The sequence below is a fragment of the Streptomyces sp. WM6386 genome (assembly GCF_000972385.1).
Taxonomy (GTDB): domain Bacteria; phylum Actinomycetota; class Actinomycetes; order Streptomycetales; family Streptomycetaceae; genus Streptomyces.
This window is the reverse complement of the sequence record NZ_JXTE01000001.1, coordinates 111,427-123,639: the sequence shown is the minus strand read 5'-3', so window position 1 is coordinate 123,639 and position 12,213 is coordinate 111,427. Positions and strand designations below refer to the sequence as shown.

The 12,213-nt window shown below is 70.4% G+C and carries 11 protein-coding genes; 7 read left to right on the top strand and 4 right to left on the bottom strand.

Annotated features, from left to right (window positions below; translation table 11 throughout):
- Nucleotides 1-30: 30 nt before the first annotated feature.
- The 4 genes from TN53_RS00490 (at nucleotide 31) to TN53_RS00475 (ending at nucleotide 5,427) form a co-directional block, all read left to right on the top strand.
- Nucleotides 31-1,854, top strand: coding sequence for a LamG-like jellyroll fold domain-containing protein (locus TN53_RS00490; RefSeq protein WP_046256239.1), 1,824 nt, complete (start codon nucleotides 31-33; stop codon nucleotides 1,852-1,854).
- Between the two features lie 20 nt (nucleotides 1,855-1,874).
- A complete protein-coding gene (locus tag TN53_RS00485) occupies nucleotides 1,875-3,542 on the top strand; it encodes a PHP domain-containing protein (protein WP_046256238.1) in 1,668 nt (555 codons plus the stop codon).
- Nucleotides 3,542-4,384: a hypothetical protein gene (locus TN53_RS00480; RefSeq protein ID WP_046256237.1), complete on the top strand. Its 843-nt coding sequence runs from the start codon at nucleotides 3,542-3,544 to the stop codon at nucleotides 4,382-4,384. The genes TN53_RS00485 and TN53_RS00480 overlap by 1 nt, the downstream gene beginning before the upstream one ends.
- A gap of 212 nt (nucleotides 4,385-4,596) precedes the next feature.
- Nucleotides 4,597-5,427, top strand: a complete 831-nt coding sequence (locus TN53_RS00475) for a PaaX family transcriptional regulator C-terminal domain-containing protein (RefSeq protein WP_095046216.1) — start codon at nucleotides 4,597-4,599, stop codon at nucleotides 5,425-5,427.
- Here the strand turns inward: TN53_RS00475 and TN53_RS00470 are convergent.
- Genes TN53_RS00470 through TN53_RS00455 form a run of 4 tightly spaced genes read right to left on the bottom strand, consistent with a single transcriptional unit; the run spans nucleotide 5,418 to nucleotide 9,199 of the window.
- Entirely contained in the window at nucleotides 5,418-5,873 is a 456-nt protein-coding gene (locus TN53_RS00470; protein WP_046256236.1) for a MaoC family dehydratase, read from the bottom strand. The genes TN53_RS00475 and TN53_RS00470 overlap by 10 nt on opposite strands.
- Nucleotides 5,870-7,384: an acyl-CoA synthetase gene (locus TN53_RS00465; protein ID WP_046256235.1), complete on the bottom strand. Its 1,515-nt coding sequence runs from the start codon at nucleotides 7,382-7,384 to the stop codon at nucleotides 5,870-5,872. Before TN53_RS00465 ends, TN53_RS00470 begins: the two co-directional genes overlap by 4 nt.
- Before the next feature lie 10 nt (nucleotides 7,385-7,394).
- A complete protein-coding gene (locus tag TN53_RS00460; protein WP_046256234.1) occupies nucleotides 7,395-8,279 on the bottom strand; it encodes an amidohydrolase family protein in 885 nt (294 codons plus the stop codon).
- A gap of 2 nt (nucleotides 8,280-8,281) precedes the next feature.
- Nucleotides 8,282-9,199, bottom strand: a complete 918-nt coding sequence (locus tag TN53_RS00455) for an SDR family NAD(P)-dependent oxidoreductase (protein WP_046256233.1) — start codon at nucleotides 9,197-9,199, stop codon at nucleotides 8,282-8,284.
- A gap of 220 nt (nucleotides 9,200-9,419) precedes the next feature.
- On the opposite strand from TN53_RS00455, the gene TN53_RS00450 reads away from it, so the two are divergent.
- The 3 genes from TN53_RS00450 to TN53_RS00440 all read left to right on the top strand — a co-directional run bounded on the left by TN53_RS00450 (nucleotide 9,420) and on the right by TN53_RS00440 (nucleotide 12,105).
- The gene (locus tag TN53_RS00450; RefSeq protein ID WP_046256232.1) at nucleotides 9,420-9,845 is read left to right on the top strand and encodes a MarR family winged helix-turn-helix transcriptional regulator; all 426 of its coding nucleotides are present in this window, start codon (nucleotides 9,420-9,422) and stop codon (nucleotides 9,843-9,845) included.
- Nucleotides 9,846-9,934: 89 nt separating this feature from the next.
- Nucleotides 9,935-11,308 (top strand): alpha/beta hydrolase family protein, encoded by a 1,374-nt coding sequence (locus TN53_RS00445; RefSeq protein WP_046256231.1) that lies wholly within the window; start codon nucleotides 9,935-9,937, stop codon nucleotides 11,306-11,308.
- Nucleotides 11,305-12,105 (top strand): IclR family transcriptional regulator, encoded by an 801-nt coding sequence (locus TN53_RS00440; protein ID WP_046256230.1) that lies wholly within the window; start codon nucleotides 11,305-11,307, stop codon nucleotides 12,103-12,105. The genes TN53_RS00445 and TN53_RS00440 overlap by 4 nt, the downstream gene beginning before the upstream one ends.
- The last annotated feature ends 108 nt before the right edge of the window (nucleotides 12,106-12,213 follow it).

Genomic DNA, 12,213 nt, shown 5'->3' with positions numbered 1-12,213 from the left:
ACCGGATTTCACCCCTTTTACGGAGCACACGTGTGCACTTCGCATGAGCACGGGTCCGAGCATGCCCAGGCGGGCGCCGGACGCCGCAGTTTCCTCCGGGCGACCGCGCTGCTCGGCGCCGCCGCCACGGCCGGTGTCGCGCTGCCGGGCGTGGCCGAGGCCGCCGCCCACAGCCGTTGGCGGCCCGACACCGACAGTCGGCGCTTCACCCTCGCGGTGATGCCCGACACGCAGTACCTCTTCGACGGGCCGAGCATCGACAAGGCACCCGTCGAGGCGTCCCTGCGTTATCTCCTGGACCATGGGAAGGACGAGAACCTCGTCTTCCTGTCCCACCTCGGCGACCTCACTCAGAACGGTGCGGCGGCCGAAGTCGCCGCGATCAGCGAGGCGTTCGAGCTGCTGGACCGGCGTGGTGTCGGCTACAGCGTCCTGGCCGGCAATCACGACGTGAAGTCGTCGACGGACGACCAGCGCGGTTCGACGCCGTATCTGGACGCCTTCGGGCCCGACCGGTTCCGGGGCAAGTCGACCTACAGCGGGGCCTCCTCCGACGGCTACAACACCTTCCACCTGTTCAAGGCCGCGGGCCGCGAGTGGATGGTCCTGGCGCTGGACTGGCGGCTGTCGGCGAAGGGGTACGCGTGGGCGAAGGACGTCCTCGCGCAGCACCCGAAGACACCCGTCATCCTCACCACCCACGAGCTGGTCGTCGAGGACGACACCCTGTCGGCCTACGGTCAGCAGCTGTGGGACCAGCTGATCGAGGACCACGACCAGATCTTCCTCACCCTCAACGGCCACTACTGGCCCGCCGGTCGCGCAACCCGCGAGAACGCGGCGGGACATGACGTCCACCTGCATCTGACGAACTACCAGAACCGCTACTTCGGCGGCGCGGCGATGATCCGCCTCTACCGTTTCGACCTCGACCGCAACGTCATCGACGTCGAGACGGTCTCGCCGTGGATCCTGGGCCGGGCGGGCAGGGGCCTCAACGAGCTGGAGCGGCAGGAGATCGAACTCAGCGGTGACGCCGACCGGTTCACGGTCGAGGTCGACTTCGCCGAGCGGTTCTCCGGATTCGATCCGGTGCCCGCGCGGGCCGAGCGCCCGGTGTCGCGGCTCCTGATACCGGGCACGGTGGCCTACTGGCGTTTCGAGTCGGCGGCGAAGGACACCGTCCGCGACCTGTCCGGCCGCGGCAACGACCTCTCCCTGGTCACCGTGGGCGGTGGCACGCTGGGCTGGTCCGCCGACCACCACCCCGATCAACCCGGGCACGGCAGCCTGGAGTTCCAGGGCTACAAGTCCCCGCTGAAGGGCGCGTATCTGCGCACGGTCGACGGCGCCCCGCTCAACTCGGCGACGTTCAAGGCCGGTTACACCATCGAGGCCTTCTACCGGCTCCCCGCCGACTGGGACCCCTCCCATCACGCCTGGTCCGGCATCGTCAGCCGCACCGGCACGGGCGGCGCCGCCGGCAAGACGGGCGACGACCCCGACGAGCCGCTGGCCACGCTGTCGCTGTCCAACGACCGCGAGCCGCAGTGGGCGATGCGCCCGCTCAACCAGCAGGGCATCGCCACCAACTGGGGCCAGGAGACCCCGCTGGAGACCTGGTGGCACCTCGCGGTCGTCAACGACGGCAGGCACACCACTCTCTACGTCGAGGGGTGCCCCGTGGTCCGCAATCCGAAGGCCACCTCGATCGGCATCGCCTCCGTCGGACTCCCGTGGCTGCTGGGCGGTTACGAGTACGGCGGGAAGATCGACCAGATCCTGCACGGACGCCTCGGCGACGTCCGCATCGTCGAACGGGCGCTGCCCGTCACCTCCTTCATGACGCACTGACCCCCTTCTCGAGGATCACCATGACCGAGCAGCAACTGCCCGACTGGGCCGACCCCTCCGTCTCGCCCGCCGCACTCGACCCGCAGGGGCTGTCCAGGCGCGGACTCCTGCGCCGCGCGGGCCTGTTCGGCGCCGCCTTCACTCTCGGCTCGGCCGCCGTGCCCGCCGCCGCCTCCCCGCAGCGCTTCGGGGGCGACGACCCGAGGCTGGCGTATCTGGTGGGCGACCACCACGTCCACTCCGTCTACAGCCACGACGCCAAGTACACGTTCTCCCAGCAGGCGAAGGCGGCCGCCCGGTACGGCCTGGACTGGATGGTGTTCAACGAGCACTCCAACTTCGGACATGCCTACTACGGTGCGAAGCTGGAGCACGAGGAGATCCTCAAGGCCCGTGCGGAGAACCCGCGTCAGCTGATCTTCCAGGGTCTTGAGTGGTACATCCCGGCGGCCGAGCACTGCACGGTGTTCGCGGCGCCCGGCCCCCACGAGGTGGACCTGCTCACGCAGTTCGAGCTCGCCTACGACGGCAAGCTGCTCAACTACACCGAGGGCTCCGCCGGCGCGACCGACACCGCGCGCAACGAGGCGCATGCCGTCAAGGCGATCAAGTGGCTGGCCGAGCAGCGCCGTTCGGGCTATGTCGACGACGTCCTCGTCCTCGCCAACCACCCGCTGCGACTCGGCATCGACTCCCCGCACGAGATGCGCAACTGGCGGGACGCGGCCCCCGAGATCATGATCGGCATGGAGGGGGCGCCGGGCGCGCAGGGCGCGGCCATCCCCGGCTGGCGCGGCACGACCTCGATCCGCGGCGAGTACGAGAACAAGCCGTCCGCCCAGTCCTGGTCCGGCTATCCGGCGGACGCCTACCTCACCTACGGCGGCTTCGACTGGGCGACGGCGACCGTCGGCGGGCTGTGGGACGCGCTGCTGGCCGAGGGCAGGCTGTTCTCGATCACCACCAACTCCGACAACCACCGCACCGTCTTCGACACGTGGAAGAACGGCGACTGGCCGGCCGGCCAGAACTTCGACAACACCGGCAGGCTCCCCGACCCGGTGAACACCGACACCCCGCAGGCCGGAAGCGACTTCTGGCCCGGCCAGTTCAGCCGCACCCACGTGGGCACCACCCGCTACGGCTACCGCGCCGTCATGGCGGGCCTGCGCGCGGGCCGCGTCTGGCTGGACCACGGGCATCTGCTCGACGGGCTCGACGTACGGGTCAAGCGGGACTGCGACGCGGGGCGGGGCGTCACGCTGGGCGGCCGGCTGCGCGTGCGCAAGGGCGAGAGGATCAGCCTGTACGTCACCGTCACCACCGCCTCCCGCCCCAACGCGCAGGGCATCCTGCCGGAGCTCCAGCACGTCGACGTGATCCGGGGCGCGGTGCGCGGCGCGGTCACCGACCGGGACACGTGGAAGGCGCCGGACACCAAGGTCGTCCAGACGAAGGATGTGTCGGGCCGCAAGGGGACGTACACCCTGCGCATCCCGCTCACCGCCGGGGACGAGTCCTTCTACGTCCGGCTGCGCGGCAGCGACGGCAACCGCCATGGTGCGGGGTACCTCGGCGCCTCGATCGACCCGAACGGGCCGATCCCGCACGAGCCCGGGAACGGTGACCCGTGGGCGGATACGTGGTTCTATTCCAACCCGGTGTTCATCGACGTGGCAGGTGCCTGATGAAGCGTCATCTCCTCACCCTGGGCTGCTTATTAGGATCACTCGTACTCGGAGCCGCGGGCACCGCGTCGGCGACCGGTGAACCGCACTGGGTCGAGACCGGCACCGCCTACACGGACACACTCGGCGGCGGCCAGGGACTGGCGAGCCGCGCGGACGGCACGCTGCTGTACCGCGGGCTCGCTTCCATCCCGCTGGACCTGCGGCTCAAGGGCTGGAACCACGTCGGCGACCCGGACATCGCGCGCGGGTACACCTTCGACGCCTACCAGGGCCCGGACACCGCCACGTCGAAGATGTTCGCGGTCACCACACCGGCCGGGAAGCGTTACGAGTACGTCCACCGGCTCGACCCGGGCGAGAAGCTGAACAACTCCTTCGCGACCGTCTCGCCGGACGGGCAGTGGCTGGTGTCGGGCGAGTGGGGCGACCAGAACAGACTCCAGGTCTTCCCCGCTCCCCTGCTCAACCCGGCCACCCCGCCCACCGGCGGGGCACTGAAGGAGGCCTGGCAGATCACCCTGGACAAGCCGGTGCGCGACATCCAGGGCTGTGACTTCGTGACGGACACGCGGCTGGTGTGCGCCTCGAACGACGCCACGGGGACGCTGTTCCCCCAGATCCGTCCGCTGCTCCAGGTCGACCTGCCCCGCAAGCTGGACGGGCAGCCGATCACGGGCGCGGTGAGGAGCCTCTTCGCGTTGCCGCAGCGCAGCGTCTGCACGGACGGCTCCTTCGAGACCGAGGGCGTCGACTACGACCCGACCAGCGGCACGCTCCGGGCGGAGATGATTCCGCCGGGCGCGTGTGCGGTCGCCACGGCCGTGTACTCGTACCGCTAGGCCCTGCCGCCGGACTCCCGTCGTCCGCCCGCAGGGCAGGCTCGGAGGGGTCCGGTGCGTGCGATCGCAAGGCGCCGGAAGGTCCTCGTAGCGGAGCTGCTAGGGCCTTCCGGCAACGCGGCGAGCGTGCGTGCCGGACCCCTCCGAGCAGGCGGGAGTCCGGCGGCAGGGCCTTGGGTCACAGGCTGATCGGAGCGAGGTACGGTGGCCGCGTGACCACGGAAGAGTCGCTGCGGCCCCAGCCCCTCATGCTCACGTTCCTGGGCGACCAGGTACTGGGGCGTGATGTGTGCGTGTACTCGGGCAGCGTCATCGACGTGTTCGCCCGCGCCGGGATCGGCGAGCAGGCGACGCGCTCGACACTGACGCGGATGGTGAATCGCGGCCTGCTGCGCCGCCAGCGTGAGGGCCGCCGCATGTACTTCGGGCTGACCGAGCACTCGGAGGCCGTGCTGCGCGACGGTGAGCGGCGCATCTGGCAGACCGGTGCCGTCAACCGGCAGTGGGACGGCACCTGGACGCTGCTCGGCTTCTCGCTCCCCGAGTCCTGGCAGCGGCAGCGCCACGACCTGCGCTCCAAGCTGACCTGGAGCGGCTTCGGCCCGCTCTTCAGCGGCCTGTGGATCGCGCCCGGCGAGGTCGACGTCGCGGAACTCGTCGCCGACCTGGGCCTGTCCGCCCATGTGAAGGTCTTCCGCGCGCACGCCGACACCGGCATGGACATCGGCGCGATGATCGAGGAGACCTGGGAGCTGGCCGAACTGGCCGAGCGCTACGAGCAGTTCGTACGACGCTGGCAGCCCTGGGAGACCCGGGCGCGGGAAGCCGACGAGGCCCTGGCTCAGCGGCTGCTGCTCCAGGCGGAGTGGCTGCGGGTCATCCGCCGCGATCCGCGACTGCCGGTCAAGCACCTGCCGGACGACTGGCCGGCGGAGCAGGCGGAGAAGACGTTCCGCGCGGTGTACGAGCGGCTCACCCCGCTGGCGCGGGACGCCTCGGAACGTCTCCTCGACCTGGTGCCCGTACGCCCTGATCAGGCGTAGAAGCGGGACAGGCTCTGCAGCACGGCCGCCGGCTTGGCCCCGCCCTCGATCTCGATCGTGCCGTCGACGGTGATCTGCACCCCGCCCGCCACGTCCTCGACCTCGGCCAGCCTGCCGACCAGACGGATGCGCGAGCCGACCTTCACCGGCGAGGGGAAACGGACCTTGTTCAGGCCGTAGTTGACCTTCGTCGTGACGCCTTGGACGTCCAGCAGCTCGGTGAAGAGCGGGATGAAGAGGGAGAGGGTCAGATAGCCGTGCGCGATGGGGGCGCCGAACGGCCCCTCGGCGGCCTTCTCGGGGTCGACGTGAATCCACTGGTGGTCGCCCGTGGCGTCGGCGAACGTGTTGATGCGCTCCTGGGTGACCTCGATCCACTCGCTGGTTCCGAGGTCGCTGCCCGCCAGCTTCTTGAGTTCGTCGATGCCGTTCACGGTGATGCTCATGAGGTTCCTTCACTGTTGCCGTACCGGGTACGGACACGGGACTTGAGGAGCTTTCCGGAGGCGGTGCGCGGCAGTTCGTCCGCGATGACCACCGACTTCGGGATCTTGTACTTGGCGAGGCGGCCCGACAGGGCGGCCAGCACCTCGTCGGCGTCGAGCGAGGCACCCTCACGGGGCACGACGACCGCGCGCGGTACCTCGCCCCACTTGTCGTCCGGCACTCCGATGACCGCGCACTCGACGATGTCGGGGTGGGAGAGGAGCAGGTCCTCGATCTCGGCGGGATAGACGTTCTCACCACCGGAGATGATCATGTCCTTGATGCGGTCGACGATATGCACGTAGCCGTCTTCGTCGACCCGGGCGGCGTCCCCGCTGCGGAACCAGCCGTCCGCGAAGGAGGCTGCGCTCTCCTCGGGCAGCCCCCAGTAGCCGGGCATGACATGGGGTCCGCGGACGTGGACCTCGCCGGTCTCGCCGACGTCGGCGGGGGTGAGGTCGGGCCTGACCACCCGTACGTCGCTGAAGAAGTGCGGTACGCCCGCCGAGCCCGCCTTGCTGAGCGCGTGCTCCGCGTCCAGGAACAGCGTGCCGGGGCTCGCCTCCGTCATGCCGTAGCCCTGAAGGAAGGTGAGACCTCGCTCCTGGTAGGCGGCGATCAGCGGTGTGGACACCGGGGAGCCGCCGCAGGTCAGGATCCGCAGGGAGGAGAGGTCGGCGTCGGCCCAGCGCGGATGCCGGGCCACCTGCTCGAACATCGTCGGCACCCCGAACATGAAGGTGATCCGGTGCCGTTCGATCAGGTCGAGGGTGGCCGCCGGGTCGAAGGCCTCGACCAGGACACAGGTGCCGCCCTTGAGCAGGACCGGCAGCGTCAGCATGTTCAGCCCGGCCGTGTGGAACAACGGGGCGGAGACCAGGGCGCGTTCGTCGGCGATCAGGTCGGTGTCGACGAGGACGTTGATCGCGTTCCAGGTCAGGTTCGCGTGGGTGAGCATGGCGCCCTTGGGGCGTCCGGTCGTCCCCGAGGTGTACATGATGATGCAGGTGTCGTCCGGGGTGACCGGCTGGTCGATGGCCTCCTCGGAGGCCGACGCCAGCGCCTCCTCGTACTCGGCGCCGACCTCGACGTACATGCGCACGTCGGTGCTGCCCGGGAGCCCGGCGACCAGCCCGGCGTGCGACGGCCCGTAGACGAGGGCCTTGGCCCCGGAGTCGGCGAGCTGGTAGGCGATCTCGGGGCCCGCCAGTCGGGTGTTGAGCGGGACGAAGACCGCGCCGAGGGTGCCTGCCGCGAACAGGGTCTCCAGGTAGGAGGGGTGGTTCGGGCCGAGGTAGGCGATGCGGTCGCCGCGGCGGACGCCCCTGGCGCGCAGGGCGTGGGCCAGGCGCGTGGTTCGTGTATGCAGTGTGCGGTAGTCGGTCGACTGTTCGCCGTGGACCAGAGCCGTGCGGTGCGGGGTCTTGCGGGCCCGGCGTGCGGGCCATGACCCCAGTCCCTCGTTGCGCATGCGGGGCCCCTTACGGCTTCGTCAGCCCGAGCAGACGGGCGGCGTTCTCCTTGAGGATCTTCGGCTTGACCTCGTCCTTGATCGACAGCTTCTCGAAGTCCGCGAGCCAGCGGTCGGGGGTGAGGACGGGGAAGTCGGAGCCGAAGAGGACCTTGTCCTTGAGCAGGGTGTTCGCGTACTGCACCAGCTGCGGAGGGAAGTACTTCGGCGACCAGCCGGACAGGTCGATGTGGACGCCCGGCTTGTGGGTGGCGACGGCCAGGGCCTCGTCCTGCCAGGGGAAGGACGGGTGCGCCAGGATGATCTTCAGGTGCGGGAAGTCGGCCGCCACGTCGTCGACGTGGAGGGGGTTGGAGTACTTGAGCCTGATCCCGCCGCCGCCCGGGACCCCGGCGCCGATGCCCGTCTGCCCGGTGTGGAAGAGGGCGATGGTGCCCGTCTCCTCGATGACCTCGTAGAGGTCGTACGCCACCGAGCGGTCGTTGGGGAAGAAGCCCTGGATGCTGGGGTGGAACTTGAAGCCCTTCACCCCGTACTCCTCGACCAGGCGGCGGGCCTGCTTGACGCCCGCCTTGCCGCGGAAGGGGTCGATGGAGGCGAAGGGGATCAGGACGTCGGAGTTGGCGGCCGCCGCTTCGGCGACCTCCTCGTTCGGGACGGGCGCGGTGCCGGTCGCGGACTCGGCGTCCACCGTGAAGATCACGGCGGCCATCTTCCGCTCGCGATAGTAGGCGGCCGTCTCCTGAAGGGTCGGCTTCCGCTTGCCCTCGACCTTGAAGTAGGCGGAGGAGGCGTCGTGGAGGTCGTCGTCCAGGGAGGAGTGGCCCTTGGAGGAGACCTCCGCGTGGGTGTGGACGTCGATCGCGACGAGTTCCTCGACGTTGAGGGTCGCCATGGTCACGCCTCCGGGAACTTGGGTGCCGGGATACCGACGGACTGGAGCTCGGCGCCCACCGACGTCGGGAAGGCGTCGGCGAGCGTGTCGGGGGTCCAGCCGCCGTCGGCGTAGGCCGCCTTGATCTCCTGCGGATGCGACCAGAGTGCCACCTTGTCGCCACCGATGCCGATGGCCTGGCCGGTGATGGCGCGGGCGGCCTCGGAGGCGAGGAAGGGGACGAGGGCCGCGCAGTCCTCGGGGGTGCCGAAGCCCTCGCCCTTGCGGAGGAAGTCCGGGAGCGGCTCGCCCTGCTTCATGGCCTCGATGTACGGGGCGAAGGCGGGGATGGTCTCGGTCATCGCGGTCGCGGCGACGGGGACGATCGCGTTGACGGTGATGCCGGCGCGGCCCAGCTCCATGGACCAGGTGCGGGCGAAGGCGGCGATGCCGGCCTTGGCGGCGGCGTAGTTCGTCTGCCCGAAGTTGCCGCGCTGCCCGGCCGGGGAGCCGACCAGGATCAGGGAGCCGCCCTCGCCCTGCTCGCGCATCCGGACGGCGGCGGCGCGGGCGCAGGTGAAGGTGCCCTTGAGGTGAGTGGTGATCACCGCGTCGAAGTCGTCGTCGGTCATCTTCCAGAGCACCTTGTCGCGCAGGATGCCCGCGTTGGTGACCAGGATGTCGATCCGTCCGAACTCCTCGACGGCCCTGTTCACGAGCCGCTCGGCGGCCTCGGTGGTGCCGACGGGGACGACCTCGGCGACGGCGCTGCCGCCGGCCTCGGTGATGGACTTCACGGCCGCCTCGGCAACCGCCTCGTCGACGTCGTTGACGACCACGGACGCCCCGTGGGCGGCGAGGGCGTGCGCATAGGCGAGGCCGAGGCCCCGGCCGCTGCCGGTGACGACGGCGACCTTGCCGGAGAGATCGATGCTGGGCACGGGGGAGGTCCCTTCACGAGCTGATGCGGGTGGTGCGGAGGCCGCCGTGCGGCTCCGCTGCCGAGATCGAAGCTAAGAGCAATAATTGTTGACGTCAATAGTTGTTGATGACCTACGGGTGCGTCATGCTGGAATCCGCACAAGAGACCGACCCAGGGAGCCCGCCATCACACGCCAGCACCTCACGGACCCGAACCTGATCGACGCGGACGAGCCGTGGATGCGCGGGCTGCACGCCGACACGGGCTATCTGCTGTATCGCCTGGGGCTGCGCTCGGGGCAGCTGTTCAACACGTTCCTCCAGGAGTCGGGGCTGCGGCTGCGCCACTACGCCGTGCTGCGCTTCCTCGCCGGTTCCGACGGCGCGCTGCAGCGCGAACTGAGCCATCGGCTCGGCTACGACCCGAGCGCGATCGTCGGTCTGGTCGACGACCTGGAGAAGCTGGGCTTCGCCGAGCGGCGCCCCTCCCCCGACGACCGCCGCAGCCGGATCGTCGTCCTGACCGAGGACGGCCGCGCGTTCCTGCGGGACACCGACGAGGCGGGCCTGCGGGTGACGAACGAGCTCCTGGGCCCGCTGGACGCCACCGAGCGGGAGGCCCTGCACGGGCTGCTGTTGCGGATCGCGGAGGACGGACTCAGCTGATGTTGTGCACCTTATTGACGGCAGCGCAAAGCGTTACCTAACTTCACTCGCGTCCCGCACTCCCGCCCCGCATCGGAAGGGACCCCGCGTTGAGAACCCCCACCGCTCTCGCCGTACTGACCGCGACCCTGTGCACAGCCGTCGCCGTCCCCGCCCAGGCCGCCGCCACGGACACCCACCTCGAAGGGCAACTCCCCTCGGGCGCCAAGTACTTGATGGACGTCCCCGCCGACTGGAACGGCACCGTGCTGCTCTACAGCCACGGCTACCGCCCCACCGCGGCCCCCGTCTCCGCGCAGAACGCGCCCAGTTCGGCCACCCTCACCAAGCTCCTCGACGAGGGGTACGCGCTCATCGGCTCCTCGTACGCGACGAACGGCTGGGCGATCACGGACGCCGTGCCGGACCAACTGGCCACGCTGGACCTGTTCGGTGAGAAGTTCGGCAAGGCCCGGGAGACCATCGCCTGGGGCACGTCGTACGGCGGTTTCGTCACGACGACCCTCGCCGAGCGGTACGCCGACCGGTTCGACGGCTCGCTGTCGATGTGCGGGCTTGTGCAGGGCGGTGTCGCGAACTGGAACAGCACCCTGGACCCGGTGTTCGCGCTCAGGACGCTGCTCGCGCCGGGCGCCGGCATCCAGCTCACCGGTTTCACCGACCAGTCGGCGGCCGTCGGTGCCGCGAACGCGCTCGCCGCGAAGGTCACCGACGCCCAGCGGACGCCCGAGGGCCGGGCCCGTATCGCACTGGCCGCCGCCCTGCACAACATCCCCGGCCACAACGACGCCTCCCAGACCGAGCCCGCCCCCACCGACTGGAACGCCCAGCAGGCCAACCAGTACGCGGCGGTCTCCGGCCTCCTGGGTCGCCCCGCCTTCAGCTGGCGGCAGGAGGCCGAGAGCCGGGCAGGCGGCAACATGTCCTGGAACACGGGCGTCGACTACACGGCGATGCTCGCCCGGTCCCCGCTGTTCAAAGAGGTGACGGAGCTCTACAAGGAGGCGGGACTCGCCCTGCGCACCGACCTCAAGACCCTCGACCGCGCACCCCGGATATCCGCCGACGCCAAGGCCGTACGGTGGATGCGGCAGACCAGCACGCTCTCGGGCCGGCTCACCGACCCCCAGCTCGACATCCACACGACCGGCGACGCGCTGATCCCCGTCCAGGCCGAGAGCGCCTACCGACGGGCCGCCACGGCGGGGCACTCCGGCAGGCTGCTCAGCCAGGCCTACGTCGACGGGCCCGGCCACTGCGCCTTCACCACGGGTGAAATGACCGGCGCCCTGCGCACCCTGGAACACCGCCTGGACACCGGCCGCTGGGACGCCTCGCCGCAGGCCCTCAACGCCCGTGCGTCACAAGAGGATTCGGCGACGACACCCCGATACGTGAGCTACCGCCCCACCGCCTACCCCCGCCCGTACGACCTCGCCCACCCGGGAGACACCCGGCCATGACCGTCCTCCCCCACTCTCGGCTTCGCCCGAGCGGGGGCGCCCCCACCGCGCCCGAACGACTACTGTCCGTGCTCGCCGCGTTCGACCACGAGCATCCGGCACTGAGCCTGACGGACATCAGCCGGCGGGCCGGGCTGACCCTGACCACCGCACACCGGCTCGTGGGCGCCCTCACCGAGTGGGGCGCCCTGGAGCGGGACCAGTCCGGCGTGTACCACGTGGGACTGCGACTGTGGGAGATCGCGGCGCTCGCCCCGCGCGGGCTCGCGCTGCGCCAGATCGCGCTGCCGTACCTGGAGGACCTGTACGAAGCCACCCACGAGAACGTGCAGTTGGCCGTACGGGACGGCGGCGAGGTCGTCTACATCGAGTGGCTGTCGGGCCGTTCGTCGGTCGGCGTCCACATCCGGGTCGGCGCCCGCTGGCCGCTGCACGCCACCGGCGTCGGCCTCGCCCTGCTCGCGCACGAGAGCCCGGAGTTCCAGGAGCGGTACTGCGCGGGCCCGTTGACCTCCTTCACCCCGTACACCATCACCGACCCGGCCCGGTTGCGCCGGGTCCTGGCCGACGTACGGCGCACGGGGGTGGCGGTGAGCGACCGCCAGGTCACCGACGACGCCCTGTCGGTGGCCGCCCCCGTACGCGGAACGGGCACGGCGGTGGCGGCCGCCGTGTCGATCGTGGTGCCGCAGGCCGACGCACAGGTACCGGTACTGGTGCCGGCGGTGCGGTTGGCTGCGCGGGGGATATCGCGGGCGCTGGGGTGGCAGCCGGAGGCGGGTACGGCGGCGGGGTGAGCACTGGCCCCGCCACGCCACCACGCCCCGGAGATATCCCTCTCACCGGCGAGGCCGGGCAGCACACCCCTCGCGATACTGGTACGGCCCTTGCCCCGAGGAGCCGCT